This is a genomic window from Mesorhizobium sp. M1342 (genome assembly GCF_040317955.1).
Lineage (GTDB): Bacteria > Pseudomonadota > Alphaproteobacteria > Rhizobiales > Rhizobiaceae > Mesorhizobium.
Genome location: NZ_JAMYLI010000002.1, coordinates 164,408 through 185,376 on the forward strand (window position 1 = coordinate 164,408; position 20,969 = coordinate 185,376).

Annotated in this window: 23 protein-coding genes; 11 read left to right on the top strand and 12 right to left on the bottom strand. The window is 61.6% G+C overall.

What is annotated here, in order from left to right; all coding sequences use genetic code 11:
* Window positions 1–87: 87 nt before the first annotated feature.
* From NKH06_RS02465 to NKH06_RS02500, 8 genes are read right to left on the bottom strand one after another with little or no spacing between them, the layout of a single operon-like run.
* Window positions 88–1,134, bottom strand: coding sequence for a UDP-glucuronic acid decarboxylase family protein (locus tag NKH06_RS02465; RefSeq protein ID WP_023809477.1), 1,047 nt, complete (start codon window positions 1,132–1,134; stop codon window positions 88–90).
* A 23-nt stretch (window positions 1,135–1,157) separates the two neighbouring features.
* Window positions 1,158–2,261 carry a CgeB family protein gene (locus tag NKH06_RS02470; RefSeq protein WP_352892113.1) on the bottom strand — a complete coding sequence of 368 codons (1,104 nt, stop codon included), beginning with the start codon at window positions 2,259–2,261 and terminating at the stop codon, window positions 1,158–1,160.
* Window positions 2,258–3,352, bottom strand: a complete 1,095-nt coding sequence (locus NKH06_RS02475; protein WP_352892114.1) for a CgeB family protein — start codon at window positions 3,350–3,352, stop codon at window positions 2,258–2,260. Before NKH06_RS02475 ends, NKH06_RS02470 begins: the two co-directional genes overlap by 4 nt.
* Complete coding sequence (locus NKH06_RS02480; protein WP_023809475.1) at window positions 3,349–4,479, bottom strand: CgeB family protein; 1,131 nt, start codon at window positions 4,477–4,479, stop codon at window positions 3,349–3,351. Before NKH06_RS02480 ends, NKH06_RS02475 begins: the two co-directional genes overlap by 4 nt.
* A 2-nt stretch (window positions 4,480–4,481) precedes the next feature.
* Window positions 4,482–5,582 carry a glycosyltransferase family 4 protein gene (locus NKH06_RS02485; protein WP_352773681.1) on the bottom strand — a complete coding sequence of 367 codons (1,101 nt, stop codon included), beginning with the start codon at window positions 5,580–5,582 and terminating at the stop codon, window positions 4,482–4,484.
* Entirely contained in the window at window positions 5,567–6,859 is a 1,293-nt protein-coding gene (locus tag NKH06_RS02490; protein ID WP_352773679.1) for a TIGR04295 family B12-binding domain-containing radical SAM protein, read from the bottom strand. Before NKH06_RS02490 ends, NKH06_RS02485 begins: the two co-directional genes overlap by 16 nt.
* Window positions 6,856–7,929: an NAD-dependent epimerase/dehydratase family protein gene (locus tag NKH06_RS02495; protein ID WP_352773677.1), complete on the bottom strand. Its 1,074-nt coding sequence runs from the start codon at window positions 7,927–7,929 to the stop codon at window positions 6,856–6,858. Before NKH06_RS02495 ends, NKH06_RS02490 begins: the two co-directional genes overlap by 4 nt.
* Complete coding sequence (locus NKH06_RS02500; RefSeq protein ID WP_352866729.1) at window positions 7,926–9,032, bottom strand: NAD-dependent epimerase/dehydratase family protein; 1,107 nt, start codon at window positions 9,030–9,032, stop codon at window positions 7,926–7,928. The genes NKH06_RS02495 and NKH06_RS02500 overlap by 4 nt, the downstream gene beginning before the upstream one ends.
* Before the next feature lie 212 nt (window positions 9,033–9,244).
* Between NKH06_RS02500 and NKH06_RS02505 the strand changes: the two genes are divergently transcribed.
* Complete coding sequence (locus tag NKH06_RS02505) at window positions 9,245–9,517, top strand: hypothetical protein (RefSeq protein WP_127255003.1); 273 nt, start codon at window positions 9,245–9,247, stop codon at window positions 9,515–9,517.
* Between the two features lie 52 nt (window positions 9,518–9,569).
* Here the strand turns inward: NKH06_RS02505 and NKH06_RS02510 are convergent, their stop codons facing one another.
* Window positions 9,570–10,163, bottom strand: a complete 594-nt coding sequence (locus tag NKH06_RS02510) for a response regulator (RefSeq protein ID WP_352551574.1) — start codon at window positions 10,161–10,163, stop codon at window positions 9,570–9,572.
* A 332-nt stretch (window positions 10,164–10,495) separates the two neighbouring features.
* Between NKH06_RS02510 and NKH06_RS02515 the strand changes: the two genes are divergently transcribed.
* Complete coding sequence (locus NKH06_RS02515) at window positions 10,496–13,606, top strand: CheR family methyltransferase (protein WP_352753499.1); 3,111 nt, start codon at window positions 10,496–10,498, stop codon at window positions 13,604–13,606.
* A complete protein-coding gene (locus tag NKH06_RS02520; RefSeq protein WP_023809467.1) occupies window positions 13,603–13,983 on the top strand; it encodes a response regulator in 381 nt (126 codons plus the stop codon). The genes NKH06_RS02515 and NKH06_RS02520 overlap by 4 nt, the downstream gene beginning before the upstream one ends.
* A 421-nt stretch (window positions 13,984–14,404) precedes the next feature.
* Here NKH06_RS02520 and NKH06_RS02525 read toward each other — a convergent pair whose 3' ends face one another.
* Both NKH06_RS02525 and NKH06_RS02530 read right to left on the bottom strand, forming a co-directional pair.
* Entirely contained in the window at window positions 14,405–15,583 is a 1,179-nt protein-coding gene (locus NKH06_RS02525) for a zinc-dependent alcohol dehydrogenase (RefSeq protein WP_352892119.1), read from the bottom strand.
* A gap of 75 nt (window positions 15,584–15,658) precedes the next feature.
* Complete coding sequence (locus tag NKH06_RS02530) at window positions 15,659–16,444, bottom strand: SDR family NAD(P)-dependent oxidoreductase (RefSeq protein ID WP_352753506.1); 786 nt, start codon at window positions 16,442–16,444, stop codon at window positions 15,659–15,661.
* A 326-nt stretch (window positions 16,445–16,770) separates the two neighbouring features.
* Here NKH06_RS02530 and NKH06_RS02535 point away from each other — a divergent pair, with 326 nt between their 5' ends.
* From NKH06_RS02535 to NKH06_RS02570, 8 genes are all read left to right on the top strand, one after another.
* Entirely contained in the window at window positions 16,771–17,037 is a 267-nt protein-coding gene (locus NKH06_RS02535) for a hypothetical protein (RefSeq protein WP_023809464.1), read from the top strand.
* The gene (locus NKH06_RS02540; protein ID WP_352753508.1) at window positions 17,034–17,252 is read left to right on the top strand and encodes a hypothetical protein; all 219 of its coding nucleotides are present in this window, start codon (window positions 17,034–17,036) and stop codon (window positions 17,250–17,252) included. The genes NKH06_RS02535 and NKH06_RS02540 overlap by 4 nt, the downstream gene beginning before the upstream one ends.
* A 4-nt stretch (window positions 17,253–17,256) precedes the next feature.
* Window positions 17,257–17,475 carry a hypothetical protein gene (locus tag NKH06_RS02545; protein WP_352441966.1) on the top strand — a complete coding sequence of 73 codons (219 nt, stop codon included), beginning with the start codon at window positions 17,257–17,259 and terminating at the stop codon, window positions 17,473–17,475.
* 84 nt (window positions 17,476–17,559) lie between these two features.
* Window positions 17,560–17,790 (top strand): hypothetical protein, encoded by a 231-nt coding sequence (locus tag NKH06_RS02550; RefSeq protein WP_031212583.1) that lies wholly within the window; start codon window positions 17,560–17,562, stop codon window positions 17,788–17,790.
* Between the two features lie 157 nt (window positions 17,791–17,947).
* The gene (locus tag NKH06_RS02555; RefSeq protein WP_352551570.1) at window positions 17,948–18,403 is read left to right on the top strand and encodes a hypothetical protein; all 456 of its coding nucleotides are present in this window, start codon (window positions 17,948–17,950) and stop codon (window positions 18,401–18,403) included.
* A complete protein-coding gene (locus NKH06_RS02560) occupies window positions 18,400–19,620 on the top strand; it encodes an NRAMP family divalent metal transporter (RefSeq protein WP_023809459.1) in 1,221 nt (406 codons plus the stop codon). Before NKH06_RS02555 ends, NKH06_RS02560 begins: the two co-directional genes overlap by 4 nt.
* Complete coding sequence (locus tag NKH06_RS02565) at window positions 19,620–19,979, top strand: hypothetical protein (RefSeq protein ID WP_352773670.1); 360 nt, start codon at window positions 19,620–19,622, stop codon at window positions 19,977–19,979. Before NKH06_RS02560 ends, NKH06_RS02565 begins: the two co-directional genes overlap by 1 nt.
* 2 nt (window positions 19,980–19,981) lie before the next feature.
* Window positions 19,982–20,314, top strand: a complete 333-nt coding sequence (locus NKH06_RS02570; protein WP_352551568.1) for a hypothetical protein — start codon at window positions 19,982–19,984, stop codon at window positions 20,312–20,314.
* Window positions 20,315–20,345: 31 nt separating this feature from the next.
* On the opposite strand, the gene NKH06_RS02575 is transcribed toward NKH06_RS02570, so the two are convergent.
* Window positions 20,346–20,672, bottom strand: a complete 327-nt coding sequence (locus NKH06_RS02575; protein ID WP_023809457.1) for a hypothetical protein — start codon at window positions 20,670–20,672, stop codon at window positions 20,346–20,348.
* Between the last annotated feature and the right edge of the window lie 297 nt (window positions 20,673–20,969).

A 20,969-nucleotide genomic window follows, 5' to 3' on the forward strand; every position in this document is an offset into this window, starting at 1 on the left:
ATCCTCCGTATCGGGTCCTCCCGCCAAACCACAAGCTTGGGCGGATGTTCCGCACGATCTCGGGAAAGATTCGACCGCCGGCTCGCATCATGCCGGAAGGTTCTGCAGCCCGCCGGATGCGGGTCTCGCCCTTTTGGCAAAGCCTGTCATCTGATCGCCGATGCGACTGCCTTCGAGCGCCGCGAAATAATCGATCGTCAGCTTGAGCCCTTCGTTGAGGGGCACCTTCGGTGTCCAGCCGAGCAGCGCTTTTGCACGCGAAATATCGGGCTGCCTGCGCCGAGGATCGTCTTGCGGCAGCGGCAGAAATCTCAGATCCGATTTGGTGCCGGTCATCGCCTTTACCAACGCCGCCAGTCGCACGATGCTGAATTCTCCGGGATTGCCCAGGTTGACCGGCTTGCCCGGATTGGGATCGATATCCATCAGTCGCCTCAATCCATCAATCTGATCGGAGACGTAGCAGAAGGATCGCGTCTGCAAGCCGTCGCCGAAGATCGTCAGAGGACGTTTCTCGAGCGCCTGCATGATCAGGTTCGAGACGATGCGGCCGTCCGCCGGATCCATTCTCGGACCGTAGGTGTTGAAGATGCGCGCGACGCGCACGTCGGCTTTGCCGGCTCTAAGATAGTCGAAGCAAAGCGTTTCGGCGGTGCGCTTGCCCTCGTCGTAGCAGGCGCGTGGGCCGGTGCAGTTCACATGGCCAACATAGTCCTCCTTCTGAGGATGTTGCTCCGGATCGCCATACACTTCGCTCGTCGAGGCCTGTAGCAGCCGCGCGTTATTGTGGGCAGCGAGTTCAAGCAGGTTGAGCGTGCCGATCACACAGGTTCGCGTGGTGTGGATCGGGTCGGCCTGGTAACGCGGCGGCGAGGCAGCGCATGCCAGATTGAAGATACGCTCCACGGGCTCGCCGAGATCCAATGGCCGGCAGATGTCCTGCTCGATCAATCGGAAACCCGGCTGGTCCATGATCGAGATGATGTTCTCCATGCGCCCAGTCAGGAAATTGTCGGCGCAGATCACGCGCCAGCCGTCGCGAAGCAATGCTTCGCAAAGATGCGAACCGAGGAATCCCGCACCGCCGGCAACAAGCACTGCCTTTGCCCTTTGCGCGTTTCTTTTTTGTCGCATCGTCGTTTTCTCCTGTATGCCGGTCATGCTGCGCTTCCGATGTCGAAATCGAGGGCCGCCGCCCTTGGCTGTGTCAACGCCGTCACGAATTCGCGGGCCCTGGCCGCACCGGTGTGGAATGCGAGGACGCGTTCGCGGGCCCGGCGGGCCATGGCCCGGCGTGTGCGCTCGGACTCGCCGAAGAGGATCTCGACGACAGCGTCCGTTTCTCCGGCGGTGTGGATCGCCGATGCGGGAAAGAAGCTGTCGAGCCCTGGCCAGCGATCGCTGATGATGGGCGTGCCGCAAGCAGCCGCTTCGAACAGGCGCACACTGGGCGACCATCCGGCAGCGATCATGGAACTGCGTGTGACGTTCAGCGTGTAGCGCTGACGGCTGTAGAACGCGGCATGATCGGCTGGCGGCAAATGTTCGATGCGTTCGACATTGTCCGGCCAGGTGATGTCGGATGGGTATTGCGAGCCCGCTACGACGAAACGGCGGTCCGGCATATGCCGTGCGGGTTCGAGCAGCAGCGCGTTCAGCGTTGCCTGCCGATCCGCGCTGTAGGTGCCGAGATAGCCGAGATCCCAGCGGATCGGATCGCCGGTCCGGTGATGCCGTTCCGGGTCGGCCGAGCAGTAGAGCGGTTCGGCTCGGCGCGCGCCGAACTCCTCCACCAGATGGCCAAGCATCGGCCCGCCGGTGAACGAGAAGTAGACATCGAAATACGGAATCTGCCGCCAGCTCAGATAATCGCAATCATCGGCCGAAAGCTGCGCCACGGTCACCGGTGTGTCGATGTCGTAGAAGCAGAAGCGCCCCTTGCAAAATGACGCGACGATGTCGATGACCACGCGCCCTTCCGGCACGAAGGAGCCGATGACGACGATGTCGGCCTGCTCCAGGCACCGGGCGTAGTCGCGTTGCAACTCCGCAGTGGTTTCGTAGTAGCGCAAGGCGCAGAAATCCGGATCTCGCAGATCGCGGTGGTTGGCGTACCACGGCACGTCGCGCTCCAGAAAGGTCACGCGGTGGCCGAGTTCGTGCAGACCTTTCAGCAGGCCTCGAAACGTCGTGGCGTGGCCGTTTCCCCAGGACGAGGACAGCGACAGGCCGAGAAAGACGATGTTCAATTGCTTGGTCATTCCGCTGCCTCCACGGTCCCCTGCTCGAAATGACGTTTGAAGACGGCATCGGCCACGTCCGCCCGCAGCGCGTAGGTATGGTCGGCCAGCACGCGGCAAAGTGCGGCCTGGCCGATTGCTTTTGCACGACTGGAGGTCAGCGAGCGCATGATCTCGGCGACATCGCCGCCGTCGCGCGCCACCAGGATCTCCTCGCCTGGTTTCAGGAACAGTTCCACGCCCAGCCATGCGTCGGTGATGAGGCAGGCACCGGCGCCGGCCGCCTCGAAGACACGCGTGGCCGGTGAAAAACCGTTTACGGCCATGCTGTCGCGACTGATGTTCAGCACTGCCTTGGGTGTGACGTTGAAGGCATTATGATCGCGGGTGCCAACGTGACCAAGCCAGCCGACATTGGCGGGAAGCGGCTTGTCTCCCCAGCCAGATCCGCCGAGCAGAAAACGCTGTTTCGGAAGCTGGCTTGCGGGATCGAGGAAGAACGCTTCGACGCGTGCCTCACGATCCGGCAGCCGGTTGCCCAGGAACCCCAGATCGCAAGCGAAACGCGCATTGCTGTCGACCGGATGATGCGTTTGGGGATCGAGCGCATTGTAGATCGGCACGCATTCGTTCGCGCCCATGGCACGGTAGGCCCAGACGACGGGGTCGCCGCCGCCATAGGTCAGGACAAGGTCGATTTCTTGAAGGGCGCCATGGAGCGGATGGTCCGGTTCGTCGCGCAGCTGGGCAAGGGTTGCTGGAGCGTCCACGTCCCAGAATACCACCAGCGCGTCGCTGCGGGCGTTGTCGAGGACGGCGCGCAGCAGCGCCTCGTCCTCGAAACCGACGCCACTCGCCTTGACGACGATGTCGGCGCTGGCGGCGCGTGCCGCGACCTGCATCAGCGCGTGCTGGGTCGCTTCATAAACGACCACAGTGCACCAGTCAGGCGCCTCGATGTCGCGGTTCTCCTGCCGGTCGTAGACGTCGGGCTCATAGAAGGTGATTTCGTAGCCCAATTGGGAAAGCGCCTTCAGCAACCCGCGATAGTAAGTCGCGGCACCGTTCCAGTAGGACGACAAGAGGCTCGATCCGTAGAATGCCATCTTCATGCGGCGGCTTCCTTTGCGGTGGTCTTGTTGATGGTGTGTTCGGCTGTGCATTCCGTGAGCACGCCGAACAACTCGTCGACGCGGTGCGAGCAGGTGTGCCGCGAGCGGATGGTCTCGAGACCCGAAGTCACCAGGGAAGCCGCGAAATCCGCATCGGCCAATACCGCCCGCAGGTGTTGCCGCATTTGCGAGCCATTGTGGGCAAACAGAAAGTCGACGCCGGGCCTGAACAGCTGCTCGACATCGGACCATGGTGCTGAAATCAGCGGAATGCCGCAGGCGAGCGCCTCGAACATGCGGATCGTCGGAATTCCGGGCAAACCCTCACGATAGGGGCGCCGTGGGATGTGGACGGTGACACGATGCGCGGCGAACGCCTTCGGCACGTCGGCATTGGCGATCCATCCGTCATAGCGCAGTCCGGCGGCGGCTAGGTCCGTGAGCGCCGGCTTGGGATAGCGGACGCCGTGCACCGTGGCCTCGAGGCCGAGATCGCGGACCGGCTTGATCAGAAACTCCCTGAGTTCGACGGTTCGTTCATCGTCGCCCCAGTTTCCAATCCAGACCAGATCGGACGTGACGTGGATCTCCGGGTGCGGCTTGAACAGGCGATCGTCCGCGGCTTCATGCCAGGTGAAGACGCGCTTGCCCCAGCCGGCGCGCAGATAGCTCTCGCGCAAGGCCTCGCCAAAGGCGAGAACGCCGTCATAGTGCTCCAACCGCAGCGCCGAGATTGCCTCGGTGGCCGATACGGCCCGGTGGTGGGTGTCATGAAACAGAAGGATGAAGTTGCCGCCAGCGGCCCGGGCACGGCCGAGGCGTGCGACAAGCTCCGGATCCGTCCACTCATGAACGATCACAACGTCGGCCTCAGCGATCCACGCTTCGTGATCGAACCCGGCATCGTAGGTCACCGGCATCAGTTCTGGGAAATCCTTGCGGAAGCGTTCGATGGCGAAGGATCCCTTCTCGGCCAGCAGGTTCGAACGGCTCCAGCCGTCCGCGGGCTCCAGCGCGACCGCCTGGTGCCGGCGCGCGACCAGTTCCCGCATGATACCGCGCAGGAAATGGGCATTGCCGTGGTTCCAGTCGGAAACGACCGAGTGGGTGTAGAACAGAAAGCGCATGGTCAGCGCCCCGCCATGGCCAGGGCCGCCTTGTCGTAGACGCCTCGCATGGCAGCCGCTTGCCTGACCAGTGTAAACCGGCGGCTCCGTCGCATGGCTGCCTGGCCGAGCTCCCGCCTGAATTCGGCGTCGCTGGAGAGACGATTGAGGCAGGCAGTGAGGTCGTGCGGATTGCGCGCATCAAAGAACATCGCGGCCCCGTCCCATAGTTCGCGATAGGTTGCGATGTCGGAAAGCACCAGTGGCGTTGCCGACATGGCAGCTTCCAGCGCGGCCAGACCGAATGGCTCATAGATCGATGGCGACACGAAAATACCGGCGCGCGCCATCAAGGAGCGCACCTCGTGAGACGGCAGTGCTCCCAGAGGAACGGCATAGCTGAAGCCGGCACGCCCGCCGTTGGGACCGTGCATCGAACCGGCGGCAAAGATGGGCCATTGCGTCAGTGACGCGGCCTGGTCGATCACCGCCGCATTTTTGCCCTCGTCCCACCAACGGGCGGCGGCGAAGACGAGCGGTTGACGCTTTTCGGCTCTCGGGACGGGGCGGGCGCTATTCGCCACGACGTGCAGGCGCGCGATCGGGCCGTAGCAGGTCTCAAGCATGTCGGCGTGGCTGCGGCTCGGCGCGATGACTGCGTCGGCCCGATCCAAGCCGCGCCTGTTGCGCTCCTTCTGCCAGGCCCATGCGCCATCCACTGTCTGTTTCCTGACGGCGTGGAACCATGTCGTCACGCAGGAATGGGAGACCACCACGGCTGGGCATGGCGCATCGAATCCCGATGCCTGCGTCGGCGCGTTGAAATGGACAAGGTCGATGGCGTGGTCGCGCATGGGCGCAAGCAATTCCCGCGGCAGCGCGTCGAGGTCGCCGCCGTCGCGGGTCATCCAATCCGGCGGCGTACTCAACCAGATCAGCGTCGTGAAAGCCTCCGCCTCCGCAGCTTGCTGCCTCGACGGTTGTGGACCGAGGCCGGCAAGCACCACGCTGTCGCCGCCGTTCACAAGTTCCCGTGCCAGATCGAGGGCATAGCGCCATACGCCGCCCACGGCATCGACGGTCATCAGGATGCGCCGCGAGCGCGGCGTCAGTGTCCGCAACATGTCGCCTCCAGCTCCGCCAGCGGCCGCGGGCGCCTCTCCTGGATGTCACTGAATTTCTGGAACGACGCGAGGTAGTGATCATGGGCCCGCTCCCAGGCAAGGTCGTCGGGTTCGCCCCACATCTCGCGGTAGCTGGGCGAACTCGGATACGGGTAAAGCGGCACAGGTTCGTTGGCCCATACGCCGTGGTCGATCAGGTGAGTTCGCCAATGCTCGACCAAGGCGGGATCATCTTCGACCACGCCGATCAGATTGGCCTGGACAAATGGAACGTGACGTCTGGCATCGACGAGCAGCGCGGCGAGTTCCTCGGTCCCCAGCCGGCAGCGCTTGGCCAGCATCGCCCGGCCTTCGACGGTCAGGCTTTCGAGCCCGGCCTCGATGGAGACGCAGCCCGCGGCGCCCAGCAATTCCAGCAGCTCGGGCTTCCACAGATCGATGCGGGTCTGTACGCCGAATTTCACGTCGCGATCGACCAAGGCTTCCAGTAACGCTTTTTGCGGCAGGAAGATCTCGTCGATGAAGTAGACGTAGCCGACACCTTGGGCAATCAGCCGATCGATCTCCGCTACCACCGCTTCGTGGTTTCGACGGCGATAGGCATCACGGAAATCGATCTTGGCGCAGAAGCTGCAATTGTAGGGACAGCCGCGCGATGCCTCCACTTCCGCGCCGAACCCGACCTGACTGTCGTCAAACCTGTGATGGTGATGCGCATGGGCTGCGATCCAGTCCGCTGGCCATTCGAGTGGCGGATGATCGACAAACGAGCTGGCGTGGACGCCGCCGTTCGAAACAACCCTGGCATCCCGCAGATAAGCGGTTGAGGGCACGGCGCTCCAATCGTCGCGCCGGGCAAGTTGCTCGACGACTTCTTCGCATTCGCCGCGCACGACGATGTCGACGCCGAGCTTGCGCAAGGTCGGCGCCGGCGTTGCAGAGCCGTGCGGCCCGACCGCGACCGTGCGTCCACCGCGCCCGGCCAGACGGTTGAGGAAATCGGCCGGCACACGCAATTCCGGCGGTGCGCAGCGCCAGAACAGATAGGTCGGGGCGGTACTGACGACGGTCATAGCCGGGGCGAAATCAGCCACCCGCTCGCAGAGACCGGAATTATCGAGCTTCTGCAACTGGCCATCCAGCATCAGCACCTGATGTCCGGCGGCTTCGAGCAGGGCCTTCGAATAGCCGAGTTCCAGCGGCAGATGCGGTTGGCGGCAGCCGAAATAAATGCTGTCGTCATACGTCCAGGACGGGTTTACCAGGGCGATTTTCATGCAACGTACCTCACGGCTTCAGGGCGAGGCTCGAGCCGATGGCGGCGCAGCCAGTCGGCGAGGTCGCGGATGCCTTCGCGCCATGAAACATGGGCCATCCAGCCAAGCGCGGTTTTGATCTTGCGGGTGTCGGCGACGAAGAAGGGCTGGTCGCCGGTGCGTTCCCCATCATGGCGAATCGAGAGCTCATGGCCGGTCAGGCTACGGATCTCGCTCAACAGCCTGCGCAGGCTGACCGCATTTTCCGGGCCGCCGCCAAGATTGAATGCCTGGCCTTTGGTGGTCTCGATGCGATCGAGCACGGCCCTGTAGGCGGCGACGGCATCGGAGACATGCAGGATATCGCGCACTTGCCTGCCGTCGCCGTAAATGGTGATTGGGCGTCCCGTCAGCGCGCTGAGCAGGAAGTGTGCGACCCAGCCCTGGTCCTCGGTTCCGAACTGTCGCGGTCCATAGATGCAGCTCATCCGCAGAACCGCCGTCGGCATGCCGTAAGATTTGGCATAGTCGAGCACATACTGATCCGCCGCGCCTTTGGAGCAACCGTAGGGCGTGCAGAAGTCCAGGCCCCGAGCCTCATCGATGCCGTTCGCCTGGATGACGCTGTCGCAAGGCACATAGCGATCGCCATCCTCGCGGACCGCTACGTCGGGCAGGCTGCCATAGACCTTGTTGGTGCTGGCAAAGATCACAGGGATATGCTCACCGCTCAGCCGCGCGGCCTCCAGAACGTTGAACGTCCCGCGAAGGTTGATGTCGAAATCCTCGCCCGGCTGGACCAAGCTTGTGGTGACGGCGGTTTGCGCGGCCAGATGGAAAATTGCCTTGGAAACCATCAAGACAGGCGCCAGGGCGTTGGCGTCTCGCACGTCGATCGTCTCCACCGTGAGGCGACCACCGTGTTTTTGCGCCAGCCATTCAAGGTTCTGCTGGACGCCCGGACGGCTGAGATTGTCGATCACCAGTACCGGCTCGCCACCCGACAACAGGCTGTCGGCGAGGTTCGATCCTATGAAGCCGCTGCCGCCGATGATGGCGACCGGCGCGTCGCGTCGATTGCGTGTGTTCATGACACCAGCCCACGTTCTTCGAGCTCGCGTTTCATGTCGGCGCCGCGATCGACGGCAGACGTGTTACGCACCCAGGAAACGAACTCGCCGAGCGAATTCTCCAGTTGCCGCACCGGCTCGAAACCGAGCAGCTCACGGGCCTTGGAGATATCGGCGAAGCAGTTGCGGATATCGCCGGAGCGGGCTTTGCCGAGCAGTTCCGGCGAGCGGTTCGGTGTCCCCATGGCCTCGGCCAGCAATCGCGCGACTTCGCTGATCGCATAGGCGCGGCCGCTGCCGATGTTGATGACATGACCCCTTGCCTGGCGTTGCTGCAGCGCAAGGCGAAAGGCACGGGCGACGTCATGCACATGGACGAAATCGCGCTTCTGTTCTCCATCCTCGAAGATCATTGGCCGTTGGCCGTTGGCGAGACGCGAAGCGAAGTTGGCCAGCACGCCGGTATAGGGATTCGACAACGCCTGGCCGGCGCCGAAGACATTGAACAGGCGCAGCGCGACCGCATCGACGCCATAGGCCTCGCCGAAGATCAGCACGGCGCGCTCCTGGGCATATTTTGTCAGCGCATAGATGGAGGCGAGATCGACCGGCTTTTCTTCGTCCGTCGGCAGCGGCGAGAGGGCGTCTCCATCTGGCGACAGCGGGTTCCATTGCCCGCTCCTGATGTCGCTCGCCTTGCGCCGAGCATTGTCGACACGCCGGCCGTCGGACGTTGCATAGAGCCCTTCGCCATAGACGCTCATCGACGAGGCGACGACGATCCGTTCGACCGGGTGCTTGATCAATGCTTCAAGTAGCGTTGCGGTGCCGAGATCATTGGCGCCGACATAGCGCGCGATCTCGTACATCGATTGTCCGACGCCGACTTCCGCCGCCAGATGAATGACCGCGTCGACACCTTCCAGCGCACTGGCGACCGCCTCTCGGTCTCGGACATCGCCCTTGATCAGCTCGGTTCCAGCGGGAAGCGCGACGGCTTCGCCCGCATGCACCTGCTCCAGCAGCGCATCGAGGATGCGAACCGAATAATCCTGCTCGACGAGTTCCTGTGCGACATGCCGGCCGATGAAGCCGCAGCCTCCTGTAACCAATATGCGTTTCACGACGACTCCTCAGACAAGTAACCTCGGCGCCCCGAACTTTTCGGCAAAAGGTTTGTTCCCTTGCTTCAACAAAGTTCCTTTGGTCGGTCCCATTGGGAGCCGGCGCATCGCGATCACCGCGCGGTTCTGGAACATTGACGTGCTTGTGCTGTTAGGACGCCCGACAGCCCGCCTGTCCTATGTGGCAACGCCGATGATCAAAGGAGATTTCAATGTCTCAGTCGCAAACGACCACCAACCACGACGAAATTCGCAAATGGGCCGAGGAGCGGGATGGCCGGCCGGCAGTGGTGCGCACCAAAGGCGAGGGCGGCATCCTGCGGATCGACTTCGGCGAGCCCGAGGAAGCATTCGAGCCCGTCGAATGGGACGAGTTCTTCCGGATATTCGACGAGAATGATCTGGCCTTTCTGTATCAGGCCAAGACCGGTGAGGGGAAAGCCAGCCGTTTCAACAAGTTCGTCGAGCGCAATCAGAAGGGCTGATGACGCCGGTCAAGTGGCCTATCTGTACGGCCAAGTTTTCTTGGAAGGCAAACTAATGCATCAGTTTTGCGCCGCGGGTTTTCGCCATCTCTTGCATGATGCCGTTGAGCCAGTTTTCAGTGGATTGACCAAGCTGTCTGCGGTCGACATCCCGAATCGCTTGCTCGAGCGTCCTCTCGACGAGCCGATCCGATGCCTCGACGTCTGCCAGCAAAAGGCGCGCCGCAAGTCGCAGTTTGGGCAAAAGCGCGAAGACGTCGTCGGAGGGGTCCGGCACGGGGGCCGCTCGCTCAGATGCCTGCGGGGGAAAGAGCGCGTTGAACACCGCCTGGCTGCCCGAGGATTTCCGCAAATTGCTGGCGTAGCGGAGATGATCGGGAATGGCGATGTCGTCATCGCCACTGAAGAACACGAAGGGGACACCCCGGCGCATCAACTCATCGGCGATTGGAAACACGCGTCGGCCATTGAGATTGACGTCGAGGATTGCAGCTTCAGCCGTCCCGGTGTGTTTGGATGCCTGTTCGACGGTTGCAGCGGGACCGAGGATGATGGCACCCATATTGCTGAAAAACCGCGCAAGATCTCCCGCCATCGCCCATTCGTCTTCGACTATCAGAATATGCAGCCCCCGCAGGTCGCGCACGTCGTCATCCTTTCTTGGAACGGGGGTTAGAATGGAGCGGATTTGCCTTCCGAATTCTGTCGTCCAAGGCCGCCTGCAATTGTCTCGTAAGCGCCAGCATGCGATCAGGGACGGCCCCAGCATGGGAACTTCCAAGCGATCCAGGCTCCCCTGATACCACCGGCGTCGGGAGTTTTATGTCAGCAGATCGTTTTGCCATTGAACCACCATTGATATCGGGTTCAACGTCATCCCTGACGTCTTGTTCCATCCGTCTTGCGCGCTATATGGTTGTGTCCTGTCCGCCGGCCTTGAGGGGATTTCAGGTCGGGTCGGCGAAAGGGGGACATGACGTGACAGCCCAACCGAAAAGGTTTCCCATCGTGGGCATAGGCGCGTCCGCGGGCGGCATTCCCGCGATGGAAGGTCTGTTCAAAGGCGTGACCGGTCAGCCTGGTATGGCTTTCGTCATCATCACGCATCTCAGCCCCAAGCGCGAAAGCCTGTTGCACGAGGTCATCAGCCGCTACACCGACATGCCTGTCATTGTGATCGAGGACGGCATGGTGGTTGAGCCTGACCACGTCTATGTGATGCCGCAAAACGTGACATTGGCCATTGAATCGGGGGTGCTGCACCTCCGCCGGCCCAATGGGCTTACCCAGGAGCGCAAGCCCATCGATATCTTCTTCGCCGCATTGGGTGAAGACCAAGGCGAATACGCCGTTGGCGTCATCCTGTCGGGCGGCGACTCCGATGGAACCCTGGGCGCCAAGGCCATCAAGGAGCGGGGCGGGTTTACCGTCGCGCAGGCGCCGGACGGCTACGGGCCGCGCAATCCCGACATGCCACAGAGCGCTATTGCCAGCGGACTCGTCGATGTCGCTGTGCCCGCCGAGGAGATCGGGGCGAAGCTGGAGGCTTTCGCCCGCGGCTTCGACCCGCTGGAAGGGCTGGCGGAAGAAGATGGCGACCATACGGCCGACATCGATAAGGTGCGAGAACAGATATACGCCATTCTGCGCAGCCACTCCGGCCACGACTTCTCGGGCTACAAGACCAAGACATTCCTGCGCCGCGTGAAGCGGCGCATGCAGATCGCCCAGGTCCATTCCATCAGCGCTTATATAGACTGGCTGAAGAAGGATGCTCGCGAGGTGATGAGCCTTTTTCGCGATCTGCTGATCAATGTCACCAACTTCTTTCGCGACCCCGATGCCTTCGAGTTGCTCGAGCGAAAGATCATACCGCAGCTGTTCGAAGGCAAGACCGCCAGCGACACCGTCAGGGTCTGGGTTCCCGGGTGCGCCACGGGCGAGGAGGTGTTCTCCATCGGCATCCTGCTGCGCGAACACATGGAGAAGCTTACGGTCGTTCCGCGCGTCCAGATATTCGCCACCGACATCGACGAGCCGGCGCTGGCGGTGGCGCGGGCGGCACGCTATCCGGAAGCCTTGCTGCAAGGTCTTTCTCCCGAACGCAAACAGCGGTTTTTCAACGGCGATGGCGAAAGCTATGTCATCAGCAATGCGATACGCGAACTGTGCATCTTCTCGCCGCACAGCGTCATTCGCGATCCACCCTTCTCGCGCATGGACTTGGTCTCCTGCCGCAATCTGCTGATCTATTTCGGCCCGATCATCCAAAACCGCGTCATCCCTGTCTTCCATTATGCGCTGAAGCCCGGCGGTTACCTTTTCCTTGGCACCTCCGAAAGCGTCGGGCAGCACGACGATCTGTTCGCCACCGTCGACAAGAAACATCGCATCTTTCATGCGCGGGAGCATGCCTCACCGCACATCAGACTGCCGGCCTTGATCGGGGAAAGTCATTCCAGCGTCTTCCCATCCGAAAGCGCCGGCTCGAAGAAGGGACTTGTCGGCTATCCCTTGCGGCAGGCAGTGGAGGCGCAGGTGCTGGAACGGTTCGCGCCGCCGCATGTCCTGGTCAACGCCGAGGGCGATGTCGTCTATTATTCGGCCAGGACCGGCAGATATCTCGAAGCGCCACAAGGGATTCCCAGCCGGCAGTTGCTGACGATGGCAAGGCGTGGGCTGCGGCTGGATCTCCGCGCCGCACTGCGCGAAGCGACGACCACGCGCCGCACAGTGGTGCGGGAAAACCTCACCGTGGAGGAAGACGACGAACGGGTCCAGCCGATCAGGCTGACGATCGAGCCGCTCGCGGAACGCGGCAACGGCGAGCCGCTTTACCTTGTCCTTTTCGAGCCGTCGGGCCCGACGCAGGCCCGCTCAGAGGAAGACGGCGGCAGCCGTGACAGTGACAGCACCGCCGATCTCGAGCGGGAACTGCGCGATACCAGAGAGCGCCTGCAATCGATGATCGAGGAATACGAGACCGCGCTGGAGGAGGTGAAATCGTCGAACGAGGAACTCGTCTCCGTCAATGAGGAGGCGCAATCCACCAATGAGGAACTCGAAGCCTCGAAGGAGGAGATGCAGTCGCTCAACGAGGAACTCAATACGATCAATGCCGAGTTGACGGCCAAGATAGAAGAGCTCAATCACGCTAACGGCGATCTGCGCAACCTGTTCGAAAGCACTGACATCGCGACCATTTTCCTCGACCGCAGCCTTGTGGTCCGCACCTTCACGCCGGCGGCGTCATCCTTCTTCAGCCTGCGCCCCTCCGATGTTGGCCGGCCACTGACGGATTTGTCGAGCCAACTCGACTACCCAGAGTTGAAGCAGCACATCGACAAGGTGTTCGAGACAGGCGAGATCCTGAATCACCATCTGGCGCGCGATGCCAGGGGCTTGTTCCACATGGTCCGCATCAATCCCTATCGGGACAAGGGCAACAGGATCCAGGGCGTGGTGGTGACACTTGTCGACGTTACCACGCTGGCACAGGCAGAAGAGCATCAGCAGGTGCTCATCTCGGAACTCAACCACCGGGTCAAGAACATGCTTGCGGTGATCGCCAGCATTGCAAGCCGCACGCGGGAAAGTTCTGATACGAAGGAGGAGTTCGCGGATGCGCTGATCGGCCGCCTGCATGCCATGTCGCGGGCCTACGGTCTGCTGACCCGGGAGAGATGGAAGGAAGCCTCGGTCAGGGAATTGCTCCAGCAGGAGCTCGAACCCTTCGGCATCGAGCGGGTTGAACTCGATGGCGCAGACGTGAAATTAGGCCCGCAACAGGGGCTTTCCCTCAGCATGGCCATTCATGAACTGGCCACCAACGCGGCCAAGTATGGCGCTTTGTCAAAAACCGACGGCAAGGTCAGTGTGCAATGGTCGATCGAGGATGACAGTTTCACATTTGGCTGGCGAGAGAAGGACGGTCCTCTTGTCAAGGCGCCCTTGGACAACGGCTTTGGCCTGACCTTGTTGCAAGGAGAAATTGGTTACAGGCTCGGCGGCCATGTCGAGACCGCGTTCCACAAGGACGGCCTCAGCGTCCAGATCGCGTTTCCGGCAAATCACAAGGAGGCGCCGTGAGCGACGACAGGCCGCGCGTTCTGGTGGTCGAGGACGAATGGCTGATCGCCGAAGACGTCGCGTCTCGCCTGCGTGCGGCGGGTTATCCGGTGATCGGCCCGGTCTCGTCGGTCGCCGCGGCTCGTCAGCTTATCGATGCAGGCAAAGCCGACGTGGCGCTGCTGGACATTCAATTGAACGGTGAAACAAGTCTGCCCGTGGCCGAAACATTGCTGGCTCGCGGCATCCCCTTCGCATTCATGACCGGATTTGGGCCGCGCGACGTTCCCACACCCTTCCGAAACTGCAAATTCGTGCCGAAACCGGCAGGCGACGCTGCACTTCTCAACACCCTGGCCGACCTGGCATCGCTTCGTCCCGACAAACACTCGCTGTGATTTCAAGAGGCCGGTTTCGATCAGTCCAGGGGCTTGTCGGTCGGCCTAGGCGTGGTGCTCGCCTGACGCGGCCGCCCGGCGTTTCGATTGGCAACCGGATTGTCCGGCGGCGGGGCCGATGGCCGGGATGTGCCGGCGGTTTTCGGCGTCAGCGGCTTGGCACCGGCATCCGTATCACTGGCGTCCCGTCTCGGGTGCGGCAGAGCATCGGCGTTTGGCGACCGGACGCTGGGTTTCGATGTGGGATTCCTCATGGCGATAACCTCCTTCGCAGCGGGCGGGCACGACAGTCTCGTCGCCCTGAGTTTATTCTGCGGGTCAACCGCCGCCACGGTCGAAAGTTCCAGGTTCCTCGGCAGCGTCGGTGCTATCCTTGGTGGGGAATCCGCGCAAGGCGGACCCCACGCAAGATGCCGACATCTCAGCCATGCGGTCGCATCACCACCTTGATGCAGCCATCCTGCTTGTCACGGAACGTCTTGTAGAGGTCCGGTCCCGCTTCGAGGTCTGCCCGGTGCGTGATCACGAAGGAGGGATCGATGTCGCCCTTCTGTACCATGGCCAGGAGCGGTTCGAGATAGCGTTGCGTGTGCGTCTGACCCATCCGGAAGGTCAGTCCTTTGTTCATGGCGGCGCCGAACGGAATATGATCGACGAGGCCGATATAGACGCCGGGCACCGAGATGGTGCCGCCTTTGCGGCAGGAGTAAATTGCTTCGCGCAATACATGCGGCCTATCGGTGCCGAGATAGACGGCAGCCTTGACCTTGTCGAGCATGGAGTCGGCACTGGCGCCGGGATCCGATTCCGTACCGACACAGTCGATGCAGCGATCCGGACCGCGGCCATCGGTCATCGCCATCAAGGCGTCGTAGATATCGGAGTTGCTGAAGTCGAGCGTCTCGGCCTTGCCGTGCTCGCGAGCCATCGCCAGCCGCTCCGGCACCTTGTCTATGGCAATGACGCGGCCGGCGCCGAGCATCCATGCGCTCTGGATGGCGAACTGGCCGACCGGACCGCAACCCCAGATAGCGACGGTGTCGCCTGGCTCGATGCCTGCGTTTTCAGCCGCCATATAGCCGGTTGGGAAGATGTCGGAGAGGAACAGCACCTGTTCATCGTCCATTCCCTCGGGCACCTTTATCGGACCGACATCAGCGAAAGGAACGCGCAGATATTCGGCTTGCCCTCCCCAATAGCCGCCGACCAGATGCGAATAGCCGAACAGGCCAGCCGGGGATTGTCCCATCACTTCGGCAGCCTGTTTGGCATTGGGATTGGACCTGTCGCAAAGCGAGAACAGCCCCTTCTGGCAAAACCAGCATTCGCCGCATGAGATGTTGAAAGGCACCACGATGCGGTCGCCCTTTCTGAACTTCGAATGGCCGCTGCCGACTTCCACGACCTCGCCCATCGTCTCGTGTCCGAGCACATCGCCCGACTCCATCGTCGGCATATATCCGTTCATCAGATGCAAGTCCGAGCCGCATATGGCGCAACAGGTGACTTTGATGATGACGTCACGATCATCCTCGATGGCGGGATCAGCCACCTGGTCGCATCGAATGTCGCCTTTGCCGTGCCACGTGAGCGCTTTCATGATGGTGCTCCTGCCTTGGAAGAAGGTCGGCAGAAGAGTCTGCCCGACATTTTGGTTTGGCGTGAAGGCCGAACGTCAGCCTTTGGAGGCAGAACCCGGCTCGGCCATCTTGCGGTGCTGTTCGGCCAGCGTGCCTGCCGGCGTCACATGCGCCGCGGCGACCTGCAGCTTGTTCTTCCAGCCGCTGATGACTTGTTCCTCACCGTCCATCATCGCCTCGTAGCCGGCCTCGGCCACATCGGCGGGATTGTCCTTCTCATCGGTGCCGACCTTGGTATCCATCATTTCGGCGCGTTCGAAGAACCGCGTCTGCGTTGCCCCGGGCATCAGCACGGTGACTGTGACTCCTGTGTCCTGCAATTCATGACGCAGTGCGATCGAGAAGGAATCGATGAAAGCCTTGGTGCCGTTGTAGACCGCCTGGAAAGTGCCCGGCATGAAACCAGCGATCGATCCTGTGAAGAGGATGCGGCCTCGGCCGCGGCGTGCCATCCTGGCTCCGAGTTGATGCGCGAGATAGACGGTACCGGTGATGTTGGTGTCGATGATGCGGCGGACTTTTTTCCAATCCTGATCGACGAAACCACGGCCGAGCCCACGTCCGGCATTCAGGAACAACAGGTCGACATCGCGATCGCCGATCCCGGCGATCAAACGATCGACACCTTCCTCGGTCGCCAGATCGGCCTCGATGGTTTCGACAGTCACACCATGCGAACCGAGCGCCTCGGCGGCCTGCCGGATCGCAGGTTCGTCGGCGGCTATGATCAGATGGTAGCCGTCCTTTGCGCACAGTTTGGCAAGTTCCTTCCCAATGCCGCTCGAGGCGCCCGTCACCACGGCCAACTTTTCATTCGTCATCACGTCCTCCGAACTTCGCTTCGGCCGAACCACTGTCGGAGCTGATTGTTCCGTGCGGGTTGATGCGCGGCCGTATGCGGGCCGTGACAACGATTTGTTCTTGAGTTCAATGAACACGCGGCGTGGAGAGGTGGAACAACTCAGGTCTGGGCGAGTTCGATATCATGCAGCATCGTTGCTCCCCTTGTTTGATGCTGCACGATCGGGTCCCCTCAGCCTGATCCGCTCGCGCTTTCTATCGGAAAGCGCGAGCATCTAATCACCTCGACAATCATGTTTTTGGAACAACAAACCCGTTCGGCAGTTCGGGGCGCAGGAGGAATAAAATGCAATACGCCGAAGAAATCGCGCTCAGGCGCGTGAAAATGCTGGTCGAACAATATGTTGTCGCCAGGAGCAGGAGATATGATTTCGTCTCGACGGAACTTGCCTGCAAGGCCATTCGCCAAGTCGTACGAAGTCCGATCGAAGACGCCGAACTGGACCATTTGCTGGCTAGAAGCGCGGTCAAACAGGGGCTCTCGGTGCGGTTCGACCGAATAGGTCATTGGCAGGCGGCTTCGCCCGAACTCAGCCAGGAGAAATCAGCATGAGGGCAGTCCTTTTGGTGTCGGCTGCATTCCTCGCCTTGGCGGGGTGCAACGACAATGCCGATCCAGCCAAGTCCAAGACGGACACTACGAACAGCCAGCCGGTGGACAAGAATCCCACGACGGACACCAACCCGACGCCGCAGACCAGCACCGGCGGCGACCAGCAAGGTACGCAGCCAACGCAGCCCGCATCTCCAAAGCCAAGTGGCGACTAGGCCTATGGAGCGACGCAACGCAATAATCTCGCTGGTGATAGCGGCGGTCATCATTGTCGGTTTCATCGTCGGCTTTTTCTACGTTGACATGGGCTGGCAGACCTCCCCGCTGAAACGTGCGCCGGAGCAGAACCAGGGCGGCAATGCCCCGGCGGACACCGCCCCGGCTGCGGGCGTCCAGAAAAATCCCAGGGAAAACACGGAAATGCCGGGGCAACAGTGATCGACGGCCGGCAGCAACAGGAGAGGGCGACCTCGCGGTGACCCTGCCGAACTGAGTTCAATACAGCACCGATCTGGAGTGTGGATGATGGGCATCCTTTCCGACCTCGACAAGAAGCTGACGGACAATATGTACGAGCATGGCAGCGAATTCACCGATGCGGTTTCGGATCTGCCGGAAGCAGTCGTGGAAGCGGTCGAACGGCTGATGTTTTTCATCCAGCCCGACGCGCGCGATACAGTCAGAACTCAGGTTCTCGGCCTCATTCACGAATACAGAATCCAAGACGCGCCGAACGGGGATCGCCCCGCCTGACCTTCAGCTTACGCTGATGCGGCAATTGAAACCGATCGGGACCTGGCTCGCCGCCTCGTGCTCCGGATCGGCGGGCGCGGTCGTTGACGGACCCGACGAGTGCTCTAGATCAGATTTACGCCGGCCACGGTTTTGTTGGGTCGGGGGAGACTATTCGGTGGCGCACCAAACGCCTGATTTGATCGTTAGACGCCGCTATCTCAGGCACGACTGCCTGTGCTTGCTGTTGCTGATGTTGTCGGCATGCTCATCTTCCGATCAGATCGAGCAGCAATCACGAACAGCGGCCTCCGCATCGCAGACCGTGTTGATGGCGCTGGACGCCTGGGCGGCAGGGGCGGCGCCGACCGCATACACGGTGGGTACGCTGCAATCGATCGGCGAGACGCTTACCGACGCCGGGGCGCAAATCCGGTCCGCGCAAACCAGTGAACCCGCCGAGCAAGCTTCACTGACAAAGGCAGTCTACGATTTGTCGGTCGCGGTGGCGCGTGCAGAGGCCGGATTGCAGGCGGGCGACCGGCCGGAAGTCCAAGACGCGCAACAGGATCTACGGCTGGCGTCGCGTTCGCTCGCTACCGCCTACGCCAAGTATTTCGCGCCGAAGCCATGAAGAAGCTCATGGAAATATCCCTCGGCGTCGTCACCAGCGTCGGCGGCTTCCTCGAAGTTGGGTCCATGGCGACGGCGGCGCAGGCAGGCGCGATGTTTGGCTTCCAGTTGATCTGGGCGGTGGTGCTAGGCACCATCTGCATCATCTTCCTTGTCGAAATGTCCGGCCGGTTCGCGGCCGTGAGCCATCACACGATCTCCGACGGCATCCGCGAGAGATTCGGCTTCAACGTCTTTCTATGGCCGTTGCTGGCCGCCCTGCTGGTCAATTTCCTGGTGCTGTCCGCCGAGATCGGCGGCGTCGCCATTGCGCTCGAATTTGCCACCGGCATAGGCTTCCAGTGGTGGGCACTGCCGGTGGCTTTGCTGGCGTGGCTGCTGCTTTGGAAAGGCACCTTCGGCTTCATCGAGAAGGGCGTATCTATTCTCGGTCTGGTGACGCTGTGTTTCGTCGTCGGAGCGGTGATGCTGAGACCCGATTGGACGGCAGTCGCAAGGGGCGCCGTGCCTTCGCTGCCGGTCCACGATGCCGCCAATTACTGGTTCATGGCGGTGAGCATTCTCGGCGCCTCGATATCGCCCTACCTCTTCATGTTCTATTCCTCGGGGGCCATCGAGGACAGGTGGGACAAAAGCTATCTCGGAGCCAATCGGGCCATAGCGGGGTTGGGCATGACTTTCGGGGGGACCATCTCGATCGGCGTGTTGATCGTGGCCGCTCTCGTGCTCGCCACGCATGGCGTCACCCAGGTGGACGACTATCACCAATTGCCGTTGATGCTGATATCCATATTCGGCTTCTGGGGCTTCGTGCTGTTTGTTGCCTCCCTCGCCATTGCCTGCTTCGGCGCCGCACTAGAGGTCGGGTTGCAACAGGCCTATCTTGTGGCCCAGGGTTTCGGCTGGAATTGGGGCGAGGATCGCAAGCCGCGCGACGATCCGGGTTTCAGCGCCACCTACACGATATCATTGCTTTTGGCGGCTATTCCCATCGCGCTTGGTCTCGATCCGCTGAGGCTCACCATCTTTTCCATGGCGCTGACGGCAGCCAGCCTGCCGCTGACGGTCGTTCCTTTCCTGTTTCTGCTGAACGACAAACGTTATGTCGGCGAGCATCGCAATGGCTTTTTGTCGAATGCCGCCGTCATCTTCATCATCGCGCTTGGCTTCGTACTGGCGGTGGTGACCATCCCGCTGCAGATATTCGGGGGCACATGATGAAGTTGCTGCGTGATCTCCTCGACAAGCAGGTGGTCGACCGCGAGCAGATCAAGATCGGCAAGGTCGACGGGCTGGTGGCGGAGTTGCGGCCTGGCAAGCCGCCTCGGATCATTGCCATCGAGCTCGGCTCCATCACCCTGGCACGTCGCCTCGGCGCACGGCCTGGGCGCTGGATGGCGCGGCTCGCGGTCAAGCTGGGTGGCAAGCAGCATGGCGAACCCCATCGGATCGCCTGGCACAAGGTGAAAGATATCGGCATCGATGTCGAGTTCGACATCGATGTGCGAGAAACGTCGATCTTCGCCTGGCAGGACTGGTTGCGCGACCATGTCATCGGGCGCATTCCGGGAGCTTGATAATGACCACGGTCAATCTCGAGCATCTGGCAGGGCGACGAGTACTCTCGCAGCGCGGCAAGAATGTCGGTTATATCGAGGAGATCCACGCCGAACGGGACGGTGACGATTTCCTCGTCACCGAATTCCATGTCGGGGTCTACGCTGCTTTCGAGCGTCTTTCGGCCTCGGCCATAGGCGTGGCGGTGCTGGATCTTTTCCGATTGCGCCGCCGCGACGGTCTATACCGCATCCCTTGGGACAAGCTCGACATCTCCGATCCCGCGCGACCGCGGCTGCTGTGCCCAATGACCGAACTCTCAGGCATGAAGGGCGCACCAGACCTCCATGAATAGGCCGTGGGGTGCTGCATCGTCGGGATCGTTCTCAGCGCAGCATGCTTGCCGCCAGGAAAACCACGGCTGCTATCAAAACGACAGCTGCAATCACCAAAACCGGCCAGTTGGCGCCAGGCCGCAGTTCCGGCTCGCCTTCGACCGGGCGCATGGCGTTGGCAAAGCTGGCATCGTTTTCGAATTCTGGACGATTGCGCGGCGGACTTGTCCCAGCGACCGGATTTTGTGTGTCCGCGGCCTCTGCGTCTGTCTCAAGCGGGGCAATGGCGGGATCGAACCCCGGCGTCTTGTCCTGCGTCGCTCCTGCCTGAACTTCGCCTCTGGCCGCGGCAGGGGTCGGACTTGAAACCTTGGCCATGATTTCTCCCTTTCAACCACGCCCTGGCAGACTTGCACTTGTGAGCGCGGCGAGAGCAAAGCTTGCGTGCGCCGGAGCGGCCTACCACGGTCGATTTGCTCGCCATGCGGTCCTCGTAGCGCACGCCAAACTTCTGCCGCCGCCGATTTGTTCCAAGCAGCAACACCCACGGCCTGAGTCGGTTCACACGAGGCTGTGGCGCTCAAGAATTTGGCTGTGGAGCATGGCGTCGCAAATTGGCGTTGGATCAGCCTTGGCAGATCATATGAACAGTCACTGCTCGCTGCGGGAAAATGA